The sequence below is a fragment of the Pseudenterobacter timonensis genome, from assembly GCF_900021175.1.
Classification (GTDB): Bacteria; Pseudomonadota; Gammaproteobacteria; order Enterobacterales; family Enterobacteriaceae; genus Enterobacter; species Enterobacter timonensis.
Window position 1 is genome coordinate 862,733 of the sequence record NZ_FCOP01000013.1, and the last position, 17,814, is coordinate 880,546.

The 17,814-nt window shown below is 56.7% G+C and carries 19 protein-coding genes; 6 read left to right on the forward strand and 13 right to left on the reverse strand.

Translation table 11 applies throughout. The features are described 5' to 3' along the window. The first annotated feature begins 228 nt into the window (after positions 1 to 228). The 4 genes from BN3796_RS19360 to BN3796_RS19375 all read left to right on the forward strand — a co-directional run bounded on the left by BN3796_RS19360 (position 229) and on the right by BN3796_RS19375 (position 4,858). Complete coding sequence (locus BN3796_RS19360) at positions 229 to 1,773, forward strand: PTS transporter subunit EIIC (RefSeq protein WP_061709970.1); 1,545 nt, start codon at positions 229 to 231, stop codon at positions 1,771 to 1,773. Positions 1,774 to 1,785: 12 nt separating this feature from the next. Continuing rightward, positions 1,786 to 3,153, forward strand: a complete 1,368-nt coding sequence (locus BN3796_RS19365; protein WP_061709971.1) for a 6-phospho-alpha-glucosidase — start codon at positions 1,786 to 1,788, stop codon at positions 3,151 to 3,153. An 89-nt stretch (positions 3,154 to 3,242) separates the two neighbouring features. Then, complete coding sequence (gene sseA / locus BN3796_RS19370; RefSeq protein ID WP_061709972.1) at positions 3,243 to 4,088, forward strand: 3-mercaptopyruvate sulfurtransferase; 846 nt, start codon at positions 3,243 to 3,245, stop codon at positions 4,086 to 4,088. Then, positions 4,088 to 4,858, forward strand: coding sequence for a MurR/RpiR family transcriptional regulator (locus BN3796_RS19375; protein WP_061709973.1), 771 nt, complete (start codon positions 4,088 to 4,090; stop codon positions 4,856 to 4,858). The genes sseA and BN3796_RS19375 overlap by 1 nt, the downstream gene beginning before the upstream one ends. A 17-nt stretch (positions 4,859 to 4,875) precedes the next feature. Here BN3796_RS19375 and sseB read toward each other — a convergent pair whose 3' ends face one another. From sseB to trmJ, 11 genes are all read right to left on the reverse strand, one after another. Beyond that, positions 4,876 to 5,652: an enhanced serine sensitivity protein SseB gene (gene sseB, locus BN3796_RS19380; RefSeq protein ID WP_061709974.1), complete on the reverse strand. Its 777-nt coding sequence runs from the start codon at positions 5,650 to 5,652 to the stop codon at positions 4,876 to 4,878. 140 nt (positions 5,653 to 5,792) lie between these two features. Then, positions 5,793 to 7,079: an aminopeptidase PepB gene (gene pepB, locus BN3796_RS19385; protein WP_061709975.1), complete on the reverse strand. Its 1,287-nt coding sequence runs from the start codon at positions 7,077 to 7,079 to the stop codon at positions 5,793 to 5,795. Between the two features lie 53 nt (positions 7,080 to 7,132). Further along, positions 7,133 to 7,333 (reverse strand): Fe-S cluster assembly protein IscX, encoded by a 201-nt coding sequence (gene iscX, locus BN3796_RS19390; RefSeq protein WP_061709976.1) that lies wholly within the window; start codon positions 7,331 to 7,333, stop codon positions 7,133 to 7,135. A gap of 1 nt (position 7,334) precedes the next feature. Further along, entirely contained in the window at positions 7,335 to 7,670 is a 336-nt protein-coding gene (fdx, locus tag BN3796_RS19395) for an ISC system 2Fe-2S type ferredoxin (RefSeq protein WP_061709977.1), read from the reverse strand. Between the two features lies 1 nt (position 7,671). Then, positions 7,672 to 9,522, reverse strand: a complete 1,851-nt coding sequence (gene hscA / locus BN3796_RS19400; RefSeq protein ID WP_061709978.1) for a Fe-S protein assembly chaperone HscA — start codon at positions 9,520 to 9,522, stop codon at positions 7,672 to 7,674. A 14-nt stretch (positions 9,523 to 9,536) separates the two neighbouring features. Continuing rightward, positions 9,537 to 10,052, reverse strand: coding sequence for a co-chaperone HscB (gene hscB / locus BN3796_RS19405; protein WP_061709979.1), 516 nt, complete (start codon positions 10,050 to 10,052; stop codon positions 9,537 to 9,539). Between the two features lie 198 nt (positions 10,053 to 10,250). Continuing rightward, positions 10,251 to 10,574: an iron-sulfur cluster assembly protein IscA gene (gene iscA, locus BN3796_RS19410; RefSeq protein WP_061709980.1), complete on the reverse strand. Its 324-nt coding sequence runs from the start codon at positions 10,572 to 10,574 to the stop codon at positions 10,251 to 10,253. 13 nt (positions 10,575 to 10,587) lie between these two features. After that, on the reverse strand, positions 10,588 to 10,974 hold the full coding sequence (iscU, locus tag BN3796_RS19415) for a Fe-S cluster assembly scaffold IscU (RefSeq protein WP_003860661.1): 387 nt from the start codon (positions 10,972 to 10,974) through the stop codon (positions 10,588 to 10,590). Positions 10,975 to 11,000: 26 nt separating this feature from the next. After that, the gene (gene iscS / locus BN3796_RS19420; protein ID WP_061709981.1) at positions 11,001 to 12,215 is read right to left on the reverse strand and encodes a cysteine desulfurase; all 1,215 of its coding nucleotides are present in this window, start codon (positions 12,213 to 12,215) and stop codon (positions 11,001 to 11,003) included. Between the two features lie 118 nt (positions 12,216 to 12,333). Continuing rightward, on the reverse strand, positions 12,334 to 12,825 hold the full coding sequence (gene iscR, locus BN3796_RS19425; protein WP_061709982.1) for a Fe-S cluster assembly transcriptional regulator IscR: 492 nt from the start codon (positions 12,823 to 12,825) through the stop codon (positions 12,334 to 12,336). A 236-nt stretch (positions 12,826 to 13,061) separates the two neighbouring features. Further along, entirely contained in the window at positions 13,062 to 13,793 is a 732-nt protein-coding gene (trmJ, locus tag BN3796_RS19430) for a tRNA (cytosine(32)/uridine(32)-2'-O)-methyltransferase TrmJ (protein ID WP_061709983.1), read from the reverse strand. A 131-nt stretch (positions 13,794 to 13,924) separates the two neighbouring features. Here trmJ and suhB point away from each other — a divergent pair, with 131 nt between their 5' ends. Further along, on the forward strand, positions 13,925 to 14,728 hold the full coding sequence (gene suhB / locus BN3796_RS19435) for an inositol-1-monophosphatase (RefSeq protein ID WP_061709984.1): 804 nt from the start codon (positions 13,925 to 13,927) through the stop codon (positions 14,726 to 14,728). Positions 14,729 to 14,764: 36 nt separating this feature from the next. Here suhB and BN3796_RS19440 read toward each other — a convergent pair whose 3' ends face one another. Both BN3796_RS19440 and BN3796_RS19445 read right to left on the reverse strand, forming a co-directional pair. Next, complete coding sequence (locus BN3796_RS19440) at positions 14,765 to 15,745, reverse strand: nickel/cobalt transporter (RefSeq protein ID WP_061709985.1); 981 nt, start codon at positions 15,743 to 15,745, stop codon at positions 14,765 to 14,767. Further along, positions 15,736 to 16,374, reverse strand: a complete 639-nt coding sequence (locus tag BN3796_RS19445) for a DUF1007 family protein (protein WP_061709986.1) — start codon at positions 16,372 to 16,374, stop codon at positions 15,736 to 15,738. The genes BN3796_RS19440 and BN3796_RS19445 overlap by 10 nt, the downstream gene beginning before the upstream one ends. A gap of 418 nt (positions 16,375 to 16,792) precedes the next feature. Between BN3796_RS19445 and BN3796_RS19450 the strand changes: the two genes are divergently transcribed. After that, the gene (locus tag BN3796_RS19450; RefSeq protein WP_061709987.1) at positions 16,793 to 17,776 is read left to right on the forward strand and encodes an autoinducer 2 ABC transporter substrate-binding protein; all 984 of its coding nucleotides are present in this window, start codon (positions 16,793 to 16,795) and stop codon (positions 17,774 to 17,776) included. Positions 17,777 to 17,814: the final 38 nt, after the last annotated feature.

Consider the following 17,814-nt stretch of genomic DNA (forward strand, 5'->3'; position numbering starts at 1 on the left):
GTTTCGTTAATACAAAAAGTCCAATTTCATAATCTGGAAAGCGCCTCGCAGAATGGCATCGCGCTGCCATGCAGGGGTGGAACCGCGATCACACAGCGTTACGTAACATGTAACCTTTCACGTCATTTGTTTTTAAAACAAGTAGATAGCTGGATAAGCCCACGCACAGCCTGCTAGCTTTATGTACTTGACGCACGCCGAGTGCGCGGTTCAATAAGAGAGAAAGCCATGAAACGAGCCGTGAACGCCCTACAGAATTTCGGAAAATCACTTTACGGACCTGTACTTATCTTACCTATCGTCGGTTTGTTTATCGCCTTTGGGAATGTGCTGGGTAACGGCAATCTGGCCGAGTATCTGCCGTTTCTTGGTCATCCTCTGATTCAAAATATCGGCCAGCTGATCGCTAAGTCTGCCGTATCGGTGCTGGTTAATCTGGCGCTGGTATTTGCCGTGGGGATCCCCATTGGCCTGGCCACGCGGGACAAAGGCTACGCGGCGCTCATCGGCCTGGTGACTTTCGTGGTGTTTATCAACGCCATGAACGTGACGTTGCAGCTGCAAGGTGAGCTGGCGCCTGCAGATCAGCTGAAAGCCGCCGGACAAAGCATGGTGCTGGGCGTCCAGGTGCTGGAGATGGGCGTATTCGCCGGGATCCTGACCGGGACGCTGTCGGGATATCTGTACAATAAATATTCCGGCGTACAGTTTAACGGCGCAATGGCGATTTACTCCGGCCACTGCTTTGTCGCGATAGTTATGCTCCCTGTCTCTATGCTGCTTGGCGTGGTAATGAGCGAACTCTGGCCGTACGCGCAGCACGGGATAAGCGCCATGGCGCTGGCCATCAAAGGTTCCGGCCCGTTCGGCGTGGCGATCTACGGTTTCCTTGAGCGCATTCTGGTGCCGACAGGCCTGCATCATCTGGTTTATACGCCGTTCCTCTATACCGAACTGGGCGGTACGCAGGAGGTGTGCGGCACAACCTATCAGGGTGCGCGCAATATTTACTTCGCTGAGATGGCCTGTCCGGAGGTGAAGCAGCTCAGCAGCACCGTGGTGTGGGATGCGCGCGGCATCAGCAAGATGTTCGGTCTGCCCGCCGCCGCGCTGGCAATGTACATGACCGCGAAGCCAGAGCGTAAAGCGATTGCGAAAGCCATTCTGATCCCGGCGGCGTTGACCTCGCTGCTGGTCGGCGTGACCGAGCCGATTGAGTTCTCCTTCCTGTTCGTCGCCCCGCTGCTGTTCGTGGTGCATGCGGTGCTGACCGGCATCGGCATGATGCTGTTCTCGATGCTGGGCGTTCACGCCATCGGCGCCAACGGGATTATCGATTTCATCCTCTACAACCTGCCACTCGGCACGGAGAAGTCCAACTGGCCAATGTACATCCTGGTCGGACTGATCATGTTCGCCCTCTACTTCGTGGTGTTCCGCCTCCTGATCCTGCGTTTCAACATGAAAACGCCGGGCCGTGAAGATGACGATCAGGAGACGCGTCTTTACAGCAAGCAGGAATACCATGCGAAGGGCAATAACGACGGGCTGGGCGAGTCAATCGTGGCAGGTCTCGGCGGCAGGGAAAACATTGAAGTGGTGGATAACTGCTATACCCGCTTACGCGTCACGGTGAAGGACGTCGCCATTATCGACGAGCCACGCCTGAAGGCGACCGGCGCGAAAGGGATTATCAAACAAGGTAACAACGTTCAGGTGGTCTACGGGCTGCATGTCAAAAAAATGCGAGAAGCCGTTGAGACGTTTCTCTGAAAGGAGCTAAAGATGTTTACACCCCCGTTCATTCTGTCGATTGCTGGCGGCGGTAGTACCTACACGCCGGGTATTGTGAAAAGTCTGATGGTACGCCTGCACGATTTCCCGCTGGCTGAGATCCGTCTGTATGACATCGACGAGGCGCGTCAGAACACCATTGCGCCCGTGGTGGAGAAGGTCATTCGCGACCACAGCCAGAGCATCAAATTTACCGTCACCAGCGACCCGGAAGTAGCTTTCAGCGGCGCGCATTTTGTTTTTGCCCAGATGCGCGTCGGACAGTACAAAATGCGCGAGCAGGATGAGAAAATTCCGCTGCGCCACGGCGTGGTCGGCCAGGAGACCTGCGGACCCGGCGGGCTGGCGTATGGCCTGCGCACGATCCTGCCGATGGTAGAGCTGATTGATCGGGTGGAACGCTACGCGCATGAGAAAGCGTGGATCGTGAACTACTCCAACCCGGCGGCGATCGTTGCGGAAGGCGTGCGTCGCCTGCGGCCCAACGCACGTGTGCTGAATATCTGCGATATGCCGGTTGCCGCGATGCGCAATATGGGCGCCATTCTGGGCGTAGATCGCCATAAACTGGAGGTGGACTATTTTGGCCTCAACCACTTCGGCTGGTTTACCCGCGTGCTGGTGGACGGCGAGGACAAGCTGCCGGAGCTGCGTAAACATATCGCGAAGTTTGGCCTGCTGACGGAAGATGCGGCCAAAACCGACCCGCAGCACTCGGATCCGTCGTGGGTGAAAACCTGGCGCAACATCAAGCCGATTATGGATAACTTCCCGGAATATCTGCCGAACCCGTATCTGCAGTACTATCTGATGCCAAACCAGATTGTGGAGCATCAAAACCCGGAGTATACCCGCGCCAACGAAGTGATGAACGGGCGTGAGAAAAAACTCTTTGCCGCCGCCGAAGAATACCAGCGCAGCGGGATTTTACCGGATGCCTTCCATGTTGGCGTCCACGGCGAGTTTATCGTCGATGTCGCCTGCTCGCTGGCGTTCAACCTGCGGAGCCGTCATCTGGTGATGGTGGAAAACCGCGGGGCGATTACCAACCTGCCGTACGATGCGGTGGTGGAAGTGCCTGCCTATATCACCTCCGAAGGGCCAGAGCCCGTTCGCGTAGGCCGGGTGCCGCTGTTCCACCAGACGCTGCTGCAACAACAGTTGGCCTCTGAACAATTGCTGGTTGAAGCAACCATTGAAGGGAGCTATGAGAAAGCTCTGCAGGCGTTCACCCTGAACCGCACCGTGCCAACCATGGAACACGCGAAAGCGATCCTGGATGAGATGATCGAAGCCAACCGCGACTACTGGCCTGCCCTGCAAAAGGCCTGGCAGGACGGCGAAACAGTGAAAAAATAGGGGCTTGCTCGCGAGTTGAACGTGGTTAGCTTGTCGGTGTCAGAAAAAACACCGACAATCCTTTTTTACGGAAAAGAATGGAGGCAACCATGTCTACCTCATATTTTGTCGCCGCCGACTGGCTGATTGAGCACGGTGACGACCCGGAAGTTCAGATTATTGATGCGCGCATGGCCCCTCCGGGCCAGGAGCATCGTGACGTTCCCGGTGAATATCGCGCGGGGCATCTGCCTGGCGCGGTATTTTTTGATATCGAAGCGCTCTCCGATCACACCTCTCCCCTGCCGCACATGCTGCCGCGCCCGGAAGCCTTTTCCGTGGCGATGCGCGAGCTGGGCGTCAGCAAAGATAAACACCTTGTCGTTTACGATGAAGGTAATCTCTTCTCCGCGCCGCGCGCGTGGTGGATGCTGAAAAACTTCGGTGTGGAAAAAGTGTCGATTCTGGCAGGTGGGCTTGCGGGCTGGAAACGTGATGAACTGCCGCTCCAGCAGGGTGACGTCACGCTGCCGGAAGGGGATTTCGACGCCACGTTTGACGCAAAAGTGGTGAAGCGTCTGACCGACGTCCTGGTAGTAAGCCACGAAAAGGGGGCGCAAATTGTTGATGCGCGTCCTGCACCCCGTTTCAACGCAGAAGCGGATGAACCGCGTCCGGGGCTGAAACGCGGACATATTCCGGGTGCGCTGAACGTGCCGTGGGGCGACCTGGTGTTCGAGGGCGAGCTGAAAACCACCGATGAATTGCATGCCATTTTTGAACGTCAGGGTGTGGATTTGCATCGTCCGATTATTGCCAGCTGTGGCTCCGGCGTAACGGCCTGCGTGGTGATTCTGGCGCTGGCAACCCTTGGCGCGAATGATGTAACCCTGTATGACGGCTCCTGGAGCGAATGGGGTGCACGGGACGATCTGCCGGTTGAACCGGCGACATAATGGATAACCGCCTGGCCACGCTGTTGATGCGCGGGGCGTCGCTGACCCGCGCGGAGTATCGCGTCCTCGCCCACCTCACGGAGCATCCGCTGCTGGTGGGCAACATCACGGTGCGCGAGCTGGCGCAGGCGACGTTTGTCTCCACCGCGACGATTATGCGGCTGTGCCAGAAGCTGGGGTTCAGCGGTTTTAGCGAGTTTATCTGGCACTGCAAAAAGCTGCTTTCTGATACGCCGCATATCGCCGCGCAGCCTGAGCAGCATGCAGAATTGCCCGCGCTGTTTAATCAGTTTATCGCTAACTATCAGCACACCTTTCAGTGGGTCACACAGGACAAACGCCAGCAGTTTGCCAGCCTGCTGCGCCAGAAAGAGAGCTTCTTTCTTTATGGGGCCGGGTTTTCCTATCTCTTTGCCGAGTACCTGACCAAGAAATTGCAGGTGCTGGGTAAAACAGCGTTTATCTCCGGTCCGGGCGACAGCCGGAATATTTTTCTCAGCAACGCCGCACGCTATCAGGTGTTTATTGCCGTCTCCCGCAGCGGCGAAACGGAGCAGGTGCTGGATAAAGCGCGGATTGCCAAAAACGTCGGGATGACGGTTGTCGCCTTTACCCGTGCCTCTGCTAATACGCTGGCGGGAATGGCGGATCTGCATTTCGCGCTCTATGACGAAGCGGTGCACTTCGCTGCCGAAGCCGCGAGGGTGACGTCGTTTGAGTCGAATCTGGTATTGCTGATGGATTTACTGCTGCTGGAAGCAACGGGGTGAAGCTCACCCCGCCGTAATCAGATAATGCGGTTGGTCTTGAGATCGCGCAGGAAGCCGCCCCAGCGACGCTCGTAGAACGGGGTGATGTGCTCGGTAATAAAATGGCTGATGCCCTTCTCACCTTTCTTCACCTGGCAGATATCAATCGGCTCATCGCCCGGAAGCGTGTCGGTGGCTACGCTTCCCGCCGCCTGAATGATCTCCTCCATATCGCCGTCCGCTTCAATACCAATCAGCAATACCGGCTGTTCGTCAGCGCTCTCTTTGATGGAGCAGAGGAACGCGCGTTTCACCGGCTTGATGGTTTTGAACAGCGTGGTCAGGGAGTCAATCATCTGCGCGGGCGGCTCGGCCACTTCAGACAGCAGCAGCGTTTCGCCCCCTTCCAGCACCTCCTGGGTGCTGAGCGGATTGCCCTCTTTACCAATCAGGTGGCTGATTTCGCGCGGGGTGAACTCTTTCCCTGTCGGCAGTTTGGCGTTGAGGAACAGCGTCTGTCCCAGCGTCATTTCGAACAACGTGCGCACCGGCATCACCACGAACGCCTGTTCGTCTTCTACCGCTTCCTGCAAGGCTTCCAGTGAGGTAAAGAACGGGATCACCGAGGTGCCGTCATCTTTCTCCCAGTGCAGCAGATCCAGCGCGCTCTCTTCGACAACCTGCTCCCCTTCTGCCGCCATTCCCGGCACCCAGACGGTGGATTCCAGCAGCGTGCGGAAAAAGGCCGGACGGTGGGCGGGCTCGGTCGCCGCCTGCTCCAGCAGGGTTTCTAATTCATTTTTGGTTTCGGACATAGTTTGGCTACTTCAAAAACGCCGGGTGGCGCTTCACTTACCCGGCCTACAAAACCGTAGGCCCGTGCAAGCGCAGCGCCGCCGGGCAATATGATGACTCCGAAGGCGCGCGCAAGCGCAGCGCCACCCGGCAAAAAAGATTACTCAGCCGTCAGCAGGTTCGCAATGGTGCGCACGCCAAGGCCTGTCGCGCCTGCGGCCCACTGTTCAACCGCTGCCTTGCGGTAGGTAGCGGAACAGTCGATGTGCAGCCAGCCTTCGCGGTAGTTCTCCACAAAGTGGGAGAGGAAGCCTGCCGCCGTGCTTGCACCCGCCGGGTACGCCGCGCTGGCGGTGTTGTTCAGTTCCGCGAAATTAGAGGGCAGCTGGCTGCGGTGGAACTCGGCCAGCGGCAGGCGCCAGAAAGGTTCGTTTTCCGCAGCAGCGCTCGCCAGCAGGCGAGCAGCCAGCTTGTCATCAAAGCTGAACAGCGCATGGTAATCATTACCCAGCGCCGTTTTCGCCGCGCCGGTCAGGGTTGCCATATCGATGATCAGCTCCGGTTTCTGGGCAGAAGCATCGATCAGGCCATCGGCCAGCACCAGGCGTCCTTCCGCGTCGGTATTCATCACTTCGACGTTTTTACCGTTGCGGTAGCGAATAATGTCGCCCAGCTTGAAGGCGTTGCCGCTCACCATGTTATCTGCGCAGCAGAGGTAAAGCTTCACGCGCTTGTTCAGACCACGGGTGATAGCGAACGCCAGCGCGCCGGTGATGGTTGCCGCACCGCCCATATCAGACTTCATGGAGTCCATAAACGCGCTCTGTTTCAGGCTGTAGCCGCCGGAATCAAAGGTAATGCCTTTCCCCACCAGGCAGGCATAGACCGGAGCGTCTTTGTCGCCGGTCGGGTTGTAGTCCAGCGCCAGCAGTACAGGAGCGCGCTCGGAGCCCCGCCCCACGGTGTGAATGCCCATATAATTCTGCTCGCGCAGATCTTCGCCTTTGGTAATGCGATACGACATGCTGTCGCCCGCCACGCCGCCAATCAGATCGACCGCGCGCTGCGCCAGCTGTTCCGGGCCAAGCTCTTCCGCCGGCGCGTTGATAGTGTCGCGCACCCAGTCGATAATATTGAGACGGTTTTCCAGCTCTTTTTGCGCCGCCTCATCAAGGCTCGCCCACTCGATTTTGCGGGTGCCTTTCGGGCCTTTGTAACCAGCCCAGAACGCCCAGCTGCGTTCGGTATCCCAGCCTTCCCCCTCGAGCATCACATGTTTGATGCCCAGGCCGTCGATCTTGCGCGCCGCGCGCTGGATAAGTCCTGAATCATCTTTGCCGGTAAGGTGCAGGGTAATACCGTCGTTATTGATACTGTACGTGGCTTTTTCACCCCAGCGCGCGTCGGCGGGCTGAGTGGAGAGCGTAATCTTCATCGCTTCGGTCATTTTATTTATCCTTATTAGCAAACGGGCCGCCTGAAGGCAGCCCGTTAAATTATCTACTCTGCTTCATCTAACCAGACTAACAGAATCGCCTCCAGAATTTTTTCACTGGATGCGTTGGGATCGTCATCAAAATCTTCTAACTCGCAGATCCACTGATGCATATCGGTAAATCTGACGGTTTTCGGATCGAGATCCGGATTGGCGTCGTAAAGCGCCTCGCCGATTTCACGGCTGTCTGTCCACTTCAGTCCCATATCAGTGCTCGCGTGCGTGGTTGATGGTGTAACGTGGGAACTCCACGACCAGATCTTCATCGGTCACCGCGGCCTGGCAGCTTAAGCGGCTGTCTGGCTCCAGACCCCATGCTTTATCCAGCATGTCGTCTTCATCTTCGGTGCTCTCGGCAAGCGAGTCAAAACCTTCACGCACGATGCAGTGGCAGGTGGTGCAGGCGCACGATTTTTCACAGGCGTGTTCCACTTCGATACCGTTACGCAGGGCAACGTCAAGAATGGTTTCACCGGTCTTTGCTTCCAGAACAGCGCCATCCGGACAGAGGTCCGCATGAGGCAAAATAACAATCTTTGGCATATTAAACCTCGTCCACGGACTGGCCTTTCAGCGCGACGCGGACAGATTTGTCCATGCGGCGAGCAGCGAAGTCCTGGGTTTGTTTATCAACGTTTTTAATGGCTTCTTCTATTTCGTCAGCGTCATTGCCAAGGGCGACTGCGCTTAAGCGCGCGGCGGCCTCGTCAATCACCTGGCGCTCAGCGGCGCTTAACAGTGCGGCATCGGCGGCAAGCGCCCCGTTCAGGCTCTCCAGCACGCGTGCGGCTTCCACTTTTTGTTCAGCCAGCATACGCGCCTTCACATCCTGCTCAGCAAAACTCATGGAGTCCTGAATCATGGCGGCGATTTCGCCATCGGTCAGACCGTAGGACGGCTTCACCTGGATGGATGATTCCACGCCGGTGGATTTTTCCATCGCCGTGACGCTCAGCAGCCCGTCCGCATCCACCTGGAAGGTGACGCGAATATGGGCCCCGCCCGCCGGCAGCGCCGGAATGCCGCGCAGCGCAAAACGCGCCAGCGAACGGCAGTCCTGCACCAGTTCGCGTTCGCCCTGCATCACGTGGATGGACATGGCGGTCTGGCCGTCCTTAAAGGTAGTGAACTCCTGCGCGAGCGCCACCGGAATGGTGGTGTTACGCGGGATCACTTTCTCCACCAGGCCGCCCATGGTTTCTAAACCCAGCGACAGCGGGATGACGTCCAGCAGCAGCATTTCGCTGTCCGGCTTGTTGCCGACCAGGATATCGGCCTGGATAGCGGCACCCACGGCAACCACTTTGTCCGGGTCGATAGAGGTCAGCGGCGTGCGGCCAAAAAATTCACCTACACGCTCACGCACCAGCGGCACGCGGGTCGAGCCGCCCACCATCACCACTTCCAGCACCTCGTTGGCTTCGACGCCCGCATCTTTCAGCGCGCGACGGCAGGCCAGCAGGGTGCGTTTCACCAGCGGGGCAATGAGATCGTTGAACTGGTCGCGCGTAATCTCGCCCTGCCAGCCCGCCACGTTCACGCTGACGAACTGCGCATCGCTGAGGGCGATTTTGGCATCGATAGCCGCATCCAGCAGTTCGCGCTGCACGCGGACATCGCTGCGATCGGCAATTCCCGCCTGCTCGCGAATATAATCCGCCAGCAGATGGTCAAAATCGTCGCCGCCCAGCGCGGAATCCCCGCCGGTCGCCAGCACTTCAAAAACACCGCGGCTCAGGCGCAGAATGGAGATATCAAAGGTGCCGCCGCCGAGGTCGTAAACCGCAATCACCCCTTCCTGACCGGAGTCCAGGCCGTAGGCAATGGCAGCAGCAGTGGGTTCGTTCAGCAGGCGCAGCACGTGCAGGCCGGCAAGACGCGCGGCATCTTTGGTGCCCTGGCGCTGCGCATCGTCAAAGTAGGCCGGAACGGTAATGACCACGCCATCTAAATCACCGCCGAGCGTCGCCGTGGCGCGCTCCGCCAGCGCTTTGAGAATGTCCGCAGAAACGCGAATTGGGTTAAGCAGACCGGCGGTGGTGGCAATCATCGGCAGGCCGTTTTCGCTTGCCTGAAGCTGATACGGCAGATGCGGATAACGGGTCTGAATGTCGGCCAGCGAGCGGCCCATCATGCGCTTTACAGAGCTGATGGTATTGGCGGGATCGAGGGCGGCGTTGGCGCGGGCCTCATAGCCAACCGCGTGGCCCTGCTGCTGGTAGTGGACCACAGAAGGCAGCAGATGACGGCCCTGCTCGTCAGCCAGCGTTTCCGCCTGGCCGCTGCGCACGGTCGCAACCAGAGAGTTGGTGGTGCCCAGGTCGATACCCACCGCCAGACGACGCTGGTGCGGTGCGGCACTTAAGCCAGGCTCACTAATTTGTAATAAGGCCATAATTGCTTCCGAAATTAAAAATCGAGCAGCTTTTCTTCGAGTTGTTCAGCACTGCTTCGCAGTTTATCGAGAAAACGGAGTTTGCGCACAGTGTCTGCCGCCACGTCCCAGGTCTCGTTGTTCAGTTGCTCCACCATCTGCTGGTGGCGGGTATCGAACATGCCCTTCACGCGCGTGATGAAGCGTTCCAGACGCGCTTCGTCTTTGGCCTGCTCAATCTCATCCAGCTCTTCACGTAGCTCAAGCTGTTCCATCAGAAACGCCGTATCGCGCACGGTGTGCTGTTCGCTCGCCAGATCAAAACCGTGGAGCGAGAGCAGATATTCTGCGCGCGCCAGCGGATGGCGCAGCGTTTGCCAGGCCTGGTTGATGGTCGCAGACTGGGAAACCGCAGCTAGCTGCTCTGCCTGCGTCCCGCTGGCGAATTTATCCGGATGGTACTGACGCTGCAGATCCTGAAAACGGACCGTCAGGGCCTGGAGATCAATTGGGTATTGCGCGGGTAGTCCGAAGAGAGTGAAGTAATCCATAACAATCTCAGGGGTAGCCTGTTAGAACAAACCCCACGCGCAGCAGAGCCACGGTGGGGTTATACCTTCTTACTTCGCGCTGCAGATGCGTTGTCTGCGCTCGTTCACCCCAGTCACTTACTTAAGTAAGCTCCCGGGGATTCACTCGCTTGCCGCCTTTCTGCAATACGAATTAATCGGTATAACAGCGGAACGCGGTTAAACGTGGAAGCTTTCGCCGCAACCACACTCATCTTTAACGTTCGGGTTGGTGAATTTGAACCCTTCGTTCAGGCCTTCTTTTACGAAGTCCAGCTGAGTGCCGTCCAGGAATTGCAGGCTTTTGCCATCGACCACCACCTTCACGCCCTTGTCTTCAAAGACGGTATCGTCAGACGCCGGCTCATCAACAAACTCCAGTACGTAAGCCATACCGGAACAGCCGGAGGTACGCACGCCCAGTCGCAGGCCGAAGCCTTTACCACGGTTCGCCAGAAAGGCGCTCACTCGCGCGGCAGCGCTGTCGCTAAGGGTAATCGACATACTCAAACCTCAATTATTTCGCTTCACGTTTGCTTTTGTAATCCGCAATAGCGGCTTTGATCGCGTCTTCTGCCAGAATTGAGCAGTGAATTTTCACCGGCGGCAGTTCGAGTTCTTCAGCAATATCCGTGTTTTTAATTGCCTGAGCTTCGTCCAGCGATTTACCCTTCACCCACTCGGTGACCAGGGAGCTGGAGGCGATAGCTGAACCACAGCCGTAGGTCTTGAAGCGCGCGTCCTCAATGATACCTTCATTGTTGACTTTAATCTGCAACTTCATAACGTCGCCACACGCCGGCGCGCCGACCATGCCGCTGCCGACAGACTCATCGCTATTATCAAAAGAGCCGACGTTGCGCGGGTTCTCGTAGTGATCGATAACTTTTTCGCTATATGCCATGATTCAATTCTCCTTATGGGTACCGATTAGTGATGTGACCATTCAATAGTGTTCAGATCCACACCCTGCTTAAACATCTCCCACAGCGGAGAAAGTTCGCGCAGACGGCCAATGGAGTTACGAACCAGATTGATGGTGTAGTCGATCTCTTCTTCGGTAGTAAAACGACCTAAAGAGAAACGGATAGAGCTATGCGCCAGCTCGTCGTTCATCCCCAGCGCGCGCAGCACGTAGGAAGGCTCCAGGCTTGCAGAAGTACAGGCGGAACCGGAAGAGACGGCCAGATCTTTAAGCGCCATGATCAGCGACTCGCCTTCAACATAGTTGAAGCTCACGTTAAGGATATTTGGCGCGCCCTGCTCCAGATCACCGTTCAGGTAGACCTCTTCCATATCCTTCACGCCGTTCCACAGACGATCGCGCAGCGTACGCAGGCGCGCCATCTCGGTTTCCATCTCTTCTTTCGCGATGCGGTAAGCTTCACCCATGCCGACGATCTGGTGAACAGGCAGCGTACCGGAACGCATACCGCGCTCGTGACCGCCGCCGTGCATCTGCGCTTCGATACGAATACGCGGCTTACGACGCACGTAGAGCGCGCCGATCCCTTTCGGGCCATAGATTTTGTGGCCGGAGAAGGACATCAGATCCACTTTCAGCTGGCTCAGGTCGATAGGCAGTTTGCCCACGCTCTGGGTGGCGTCAACGTGGTAGATAATACCGCGCGCACGGCACATTTCGCCGATAGTGGCGATATCCTGCACCACGCCGATTTCGTTGTTCACGTGCATGATGGAGACCAGAATGGTGTCGTCACGCATCGCCGCTTCAAGCTCTTTCAGGTCGATGATGCCGTTGCTCTGCGGGGCGAGATAGGTCACTTCAAACCCTTCGCGCTCCAGCTGGCGGCAGGTGTCCAGCACCGCTTTGTGCTCGGTTTTACTGGTGATGATGTGCTTGCCTTTTTTCTGATAAAAGTTGGCCGCACCTTTGATCGCCAGGTTGTCGGATTCGGTCGCGCCCGAGGTGAAAACAATTTCACGCGGGTCGGCGCCAACCAGCTCGGCAATCTGATTACGGGCGATATCGACCGCCTCTTCAGCCTGCCAGCCAAAACGGTGAGAACGGGAGGCCGGGTTACCAAAGGTTCCGTCCAGGGTCAGAAACTGCATCATTTTCTCGGCAACACGCGGGTCCACCGGCGTGGTTGCGGAGTAATCGAGATAAATCGGTAATTTCATTGCTCTTTAAACTCCGTACATCGCTTCAATGCAAGGAATCAGGCAACCGGCTGGATGTACGACCGAGTACACGGGACGCGGCGCGTCCCGGCCTGATTCTGAAATACTTATCGTTTTATTACGCGCGTAATTTAACGTCGATAGCGTCTTGCGCGCGGGTATTACGTTGGGAATCATGGCTGTGTTGACGGCCAGAGACATCCAGAACTTCCTGGTTATTTACCAGTTCACCTAACGTGATGTTGTTCAGGAAACCGGTCAGACGGTCGCTCAGATCGCGCCACAGCGCGTGGGTCAGGCACTTATCGCCCCCCTGACAGCCGCCTTTACCCTGGCAACGGGTCGCGTCAACGGATTCATCAACCGCGCTGATCACTTCGCCAACGGCGATGCTGCCGGCATCTTTACCCAGCAGATAACCACCGCCCGGACCACGTACGCTGGAAACCAGCCCATTTTTACGCAGGCGGGAAAACAGCTGTTCCAGATAAGAGAGGGAAATTCCCTGACGTTCAGAAATATCAGCCAACGGAACCGGGCCCGCTTCGGAGTTGAGCGCAACGTCCAGCATCGCGGTTACGGCATAACGCCCTTTAGATGTCAGTCTCATGTCTTACTTAACCTCAAACTCGCCCCTGCCCGGGGTTTATTATTGTAAAATGGGGTATCGCATAGCAGGGCCAAGTCTGACATTCCTGACTAAAATGGTCAACTATTTACTTGACTGTTTTAGTCAGGTATTTAACCTTCTGTGCCGTATCCTTTTGCCCGGCGGCGCTGCGCTTGCACGGGCCTACGGGTTTTGTAGGCCAGGTAAGCGCAGCAGCACCCGGCGGGCAGATACCGCTACTCTTTATTCTTCTGCTCTATCGAGGCCAGCATACCGCGCAGGATGTTCAGCTCCTGGCTTTCCGGGCGCGCGCGGGTGAAGAGACGGCGCAGCTTATTCATTACCTGACCGGGGTGGTTAGGACGGATAAAACCGGTTGAGAGCAGCGTCTGTTCCAGATGCTCGTAAAAACGCTCCAGATCGTCCACCAGCGGATATGGCGTCTCCTCTTCCTGAGCGCTTTTTTCACCGCTCTCCTGAGACGCCAGCCACGCCATGCGCACTTCGTAGGCGATCACCTGCACCGCCATCGCCAGGTTCAGCGAGCTGTATTCCGGGTTCGCGGCAATCGCCACGTGGTAGTGACATTTTTGCAGCTCGTCATTGGTGAGCCCTACGCGCTCGCGGCCAAATACCAGCGCCACCGGCGCGTGTTCCGCCTCGGCGATGCTTTTGATTCCGCATTCGCGCGGATCGAGCATCGGCCAGGGTAGCGTGCGTGAACGGGCGCTGGTGCCCACCACCAGGCTACAGCCCGCCAGCGCTTCATCAAGCGTATCGACGATATGCGCGTTGCCAATGACGTCGCTGGCCCCCGCCGCCAGGGCAATCGCCTGGGAGTCCGGTTTGACCAGCGGGTTGACCAGCCACAGATTCGTTAAACCCATGGTTTTCATAGCACGGGCCACGGAGCCCATATTGCCGGTATGCGATGTTTCGACCAGCACGATTCGAATGTTTTGCAGCATAGTTTTATTGTTTCTGAATGCGGTGTCTGAAGAATATTGGGGGATATTACCATAAACGTGAGACATATTCCGATCTCGCTGCTATACTCTGCGCCGTTTTCCCGTTCTTTAACATCCAGTGAGAGAGACCGATGCATCCGATGCTGAACATCGCCGTGCGCGCAGCGCGCAAGGCGGGTAATGTAATTGCCAAACACTACGAAACGCCTGACACCGTAGAAACCAGCCAGAAAGGCAGCAATGATTTCGTGACCAACGTCGATAAGGCCGCCGAAGCGATTATTATCGAAACAATCCGCAAATCTTACCCGCAGCACACCATCATCACCGAAGAGAGCGGTGAACATGAAGGTAGCGATCAGGATGTTCAATGGGTTATCGATCCCCTGGATGGCACCACCAACTTCGTTAAACGTCTGCCGCACTTCGCGGTATCTATCGCAGTACGCATTAAAGGCCGTACTGAGGTTGCCGTTGTTTACGATCCAATGCGTAACGAACTCTTCACCGCTACCCGCGGTCAGGGCGCGCAGCTTAACGGCTACCGTCTGCGCGGCAGCAACGCCCGCGATCTCGACGGCACCATTCTGGCGACCGGCTTCCCGTTTAAGGCGAAGCAGCATGCCACTGCCTATATGAACATTCTGGGTAAACTCTTTACCGAATGCGCGGACTTCCGCCGTACCGGTTCCGCCGCGCTGGATCTGGCTTACGTGGCCGCTGGCCGCGTTGACGGTTACTTTGAGATTGGCCTGAAGCCGTGGGACTTTGCCGCAGGCGAGCTGATTGCCCGTGAAGCAGGCTCTCTGGTCTGCGACTTCACCGGCGGTCATAACTACATGATGACCGGCAACATCGTGGCGGGTAACCCGCGCGTGGTGAAAGCGATGCTGGCCAATATGCGTGACGAACTGAGCGAAGCGCTGAAGCGTTAATCGTATATATGCCGGAGGCCCCCCTCCGGCATTTTTTCAAAACGGCCTCAGCCCCCTTCCTGGCGGCACCGCACCGAGCCACATCACCACCGCCGCACCCACTAAAATTACGCCTCCCGCTAACGCCAGCGTTGACCATCCCACCTGCCGCCATAATACCGGCGCTTTTTTGCCGCTGAGCCTGATGGCCAGCGAACGAAAGCTGTGGACGAGCAGAGCCAGCGCGGTAATGGTGAGCGATGTGCCTGCCGCCATCGCCAGCGCGGAAGCCATCCCCCAGTAAAATACGCCAATCACCTTGCTGAAGAGCAGCACCATCAGCGCGCCGGAACAGGGGCGCATCCCCATCGAGAGAATAATCATCAGGCGCGCACGCCAGTCATCACCCTCCTTAAGCCGCTCCGGTGAAGGCAGATGCTGATGACCGCATCCGCAGCGGGCGTCATGCACATGGTGCGGCGTAAAGGATGTAAACGTGGGCCTGCGCAACAGCGAGCACAGCTTTTTCAGCGCCCGCCAGCAGAGCAGCAGCCCCAGCACGCCCACCAGCGCATAGCTCCCCTTCTCCAGCCAGAAACCGCTAAGATGAAGCTGGCGGGCGGGCAGTTGCAGCAGCGTAAGCACCACTACAACCAGCGCGATCGCCACCAGCCCCTGCAATAACGAGGAGGCCAGGGTCAGGCCAATGCTTGATTTCAGTTTCGCCGGATGGGTGGCAAGCCAGGTTGTAATAACAATCTTACCGTGCCCCGGCCCGAGGGCGTGCAGCAGACCATAAAGGAAACTAAAGATCAGCAGCGATCCGCCCGCCCGGGCAGGATCCTCCGCCACCGCCTTCAGCAGGCCGCTCATCTGCTGGTTGACCTCCCGCTGCCAGAGAATGCTTTTCATCATAACCTGCGGCCACGCCTGCCAGAGCCAGAGCGCTGCGCCAGCCCCCAGCGCCAGAAACAGCGCCAGCGGCCAGAGATGCAGCCAGCGGCGCGCGGGGAGCCGATAGTGTGAAATTACTGACATGTCAGGGTGACCTTTTGCGCAAATTGTTTACCCAGCTCCATATCTTCTGGCGGCGCGTCCTCTTTATCCAGCGACTGAGCAAAGCTCAGGGATTCTTCGCTGGGCGTTGGAGTATGCAGCGTCATACGGCACTGCTTTTTCATCGCCGGCGACAAAGAGACGTCGCGCTCTTCTTCGTAGCTCATATCCACGTAGTAGGTAGGATCGAAGGTGGAAAAGGTGTAGGTTTGCCCGCTCAGCGGCTGTGGCTCAGCGAGCGGCAGGGTAAAGGTGAGCACCGCCTGATGCCCTTCACGCGCCATAGCGTATTTCCCGGGCCGATTTTGAAACCTGACCCGCTGCCCGTTATGCCACATTTCGGTGAAGTAATGCTGTCCCAGCACGTTCGCCATGACCTCCGCCGCCAGCTTCTTCCAGACCTCTGAGCCGGGTTTCGCCTCTCCTGCATCGTAAAGCAGGTCGGCCGAGGTGAGCTCATCCATCGTCCAGCGCATGTTTAACGCCACCAGGCGATCGTTTTCGCTCACTACCTCCGTTTGCAGGCGAATAAAGCTATGAGGATGCGCACCCGCGCAGAAGGTCATAAAAAGCATCAGGCAGGCCAGCGCGCTGCGTTTAACCAGAGACATCAGTTGCTCATCCTCAGGATAGAGATACAAGCCACGGATTAAGGGCGTGGCAAAACTTGCCGAGAGAATAGCAAAGAAATTGGTAAAGTTGAGCGCCGTTTTCCTTTCTCGATTCAGTTCTCATTTCTCGCATTTCCCGGGAAGGCTGCGCCGCTCATTGAAGCCAATTCATCCTGCGGCAACCACAAAATGATGCAAATATGTTAATAAATAGTTTCTTAATCAAGTTAAAATTAACATTTATGGTTACCAGAAATGTTGAATTACATAAAATTAAACATAAATTTAACTTATATTTTTCTAAAAATTAACATTGACGGGCTTTTATCACATTTATAAAACTTACGATTCATCGCCTCTTCCCTTCGTTGCTAATCTCCTGTCGTGACATGCCCTGGTCCCTACAAAAGGAACAACGATGAAATTCAAACTCGCCTTACTCAGCGCCACTCTGGTTTCTGCATGCATGTTGTCCGGCACGTCCTTTGCGGCAGAAAAATATGAAATCGCAGTAGTTGCAAAAGTGACGGGGATTCCATGGTTCAACCGCATGGAAACCGGCGTCAATGAAGCGGCTAAAAAGCTCGACGTCAACGCTTACCAGACCGGTCCGTCAACGCCCGATCCCGCTCAGCAGGTGAAGGTGATTGAAGATCTGATTGCCAAGAATGTAAACGCGATCATCGTGGTGCCAAATGATGCGAAGGTCCTTGAGCCAGTTCTGAAAAAAGCGCGCGATAAGGGCATTGTCGTTCTGACCCACGAATCTCCGGACCAGCAGATCGGCCAGTGGGATATCGAAACCATTGACAGCGAGAAGTACGCGCAGGCCAACGTCGATGAACTGGCGAAAGAGATGGGCGGTAAAGGCGGCTACGCCATTTATGTGGGTTCGCTGACCGTACCGCTGCACAACGCCTGGGCCGACTACGCCATTAAGTATCAGAAAGAAAAATACCCTGACATGTTTGAAGTCACTTCGCGCCTGCCGGTGGCGGAGAGCATTGATAAATCCTACGCCACGACGCTGGATCTGATGAAAACCTACCCGCAGATGAAAGGTATTATCGGCTTTGGCTCGCTGGGTCCGATAGGTGCAGGTCAGGCGGTACAGAAAAAACGGGCGAAAAATAAAATCGCCGTGGTGGGTATCGCCATGCCGGCACAGGCCGCCCCCTATCTGATGCGCGGTGACGTTAAGAAAGTGATGCTGTGGGACCCGAAAGATGCCGGTTACGCGCTGGTCACGGTGGCCGACCAGCTGCTGCAGGGTAAAGAGGTGACGCCGGACCTGACCATTGAGGGCTTAGGGAAAGCCGATGTCGACATGGATAAGAAAGTGATCCGCTTTAACAAGATCCTCGAAGTCACTAAAGACAACGCACAATCGCTCGGTTTCTAAGGCTCGCTGCTCACGCCAGGAAAAACCAACGCCGTTCA

Bases quoted from the DNA above. Each gene is read 5' to 3' on its own strand.
- BN3796_RS19375 (WP_061709973.1), top strand. From the start codon at position 4,088: ATGGATAACCGCCTGGCCACGCTGTTGATGCGCGGGGCGTCGCTGACC.
- sseA (WP_061709972.1), top strand. From the start codon at position 3,243: ATGTCTACCTCATATTTTGTCGCCGCCGACTGGCTGATTGAGCACGGT.
- iscX (WP_061709976.1), bottom strand. From the start codon at position 7,333: ATGGGACTGAAGTGGACAGACAGCCGTGAAATCGGCGAGGCGCTTTAC.
- trmJ (WP_061709983.1), bottom strand. From the start codon at position 13,793: ATGCTGCAAAACATTCGAATCGTGCTGGTCGAAACATCGCATACCGGC.
- BN3796_RS19440 (WP_061709985.1), bottom strand. From the start codon at position 15,745: ATGTCAGTAATTTCACACTATCGGCTCCCCGCGCGCCGCTGGCTGCAT.
- hscA (WP_061709978.1), bottom strand. From the start codon at position 9,522: ATGGCCTTATTACAAATTAGTGAGCCTGGCTTAAGTGCCGCACCGCAC.
- iscA (WP_061709980.1), bottom strand. From the start codon at position 10,574: ATGTCGATTACCCTTAGCGACAGCGCTGCCGCGCGAGTGAGCGCCTTT.
- iscS (WP_061709981.1), bottom strand. From the start codon at position 12,215: ATGAAATTACCGATTTATCTCGATTACTCCGCAACCACGCCGGTGGAC.
- BN3796_RS19360 (WP_061709970.1), top strand. From the start codon at position 229: ATGAAACGAGCCGTGAACGCCCTACAGAATTTCGGAAAATCACTTTAC.
- sseB (WP_061709974.1), bottom strand. From the start codon at position 5,652: ATGTCCGAAACCAAAAATGAATTAGAAACCCTGCTGGAGCAGGCGGCG.
- iscR (WP_061709982.1), bottom strand. From the start codon at position 12,825: ATGAGACTGACATCTAAAGGGCGTTATGCCGTAACCGCGATGCTGGAC.
- BN3796_RS19445 (WP_061709986.1), bottom strand. From the start codon at position 16,374: ATGTCTCTGGTTAAACGCAGCGCGCTGGCCTGCCTGATGCTTTTTATG.
- suhB (WP_061709984.1), top strand. From the start codon at position 13,925: ATGCATCCGATGCTGAACATCGCCGTGCGCGCAGCGCGCAAGGCGGGT.
- hscB (WP_061709979.1), bottom strand. From the start codon at position 10,052: ATGGATTACTTCACTCTCTTCGGACTACCCGCGCAATACCCAATTGAT.
- BN3796_RS19450 (WP_061709987.1), top strand. From the start codon at position 16,793: ATGAAATTCAAACTCGCCTTACTCAGCGCCACTCTGGTTTCTGCATGC.
- fdx (WP_061709977.1), bottom strand. From the start codon at position 7,670: ATGCCAAAGATTGTTATTTTGCCTCATGCGGACCTCTGTCCGGATGGC.
- BN3796_RS19365 (WP_061709971.1), top strand. From the start codon at position 1,786: ATGTTTACACCCCCGTTCATTCTGTCGATTGCTGGCGGCGGTAGTACC.
- pepB (WP_061709975.1), bottom strand. From the start codon at position 7,079: ATGACCGAAGCGATGAAGATTACGCTCTCCACTCAGCCCGCCGACGCG.
- iscU (WP_003860661.1), bottom strand. From the start codon at position 10,974: ATGGCATATAGCGAAAAAGTTATCGATCACTACGAGAACCCGCGCAAC.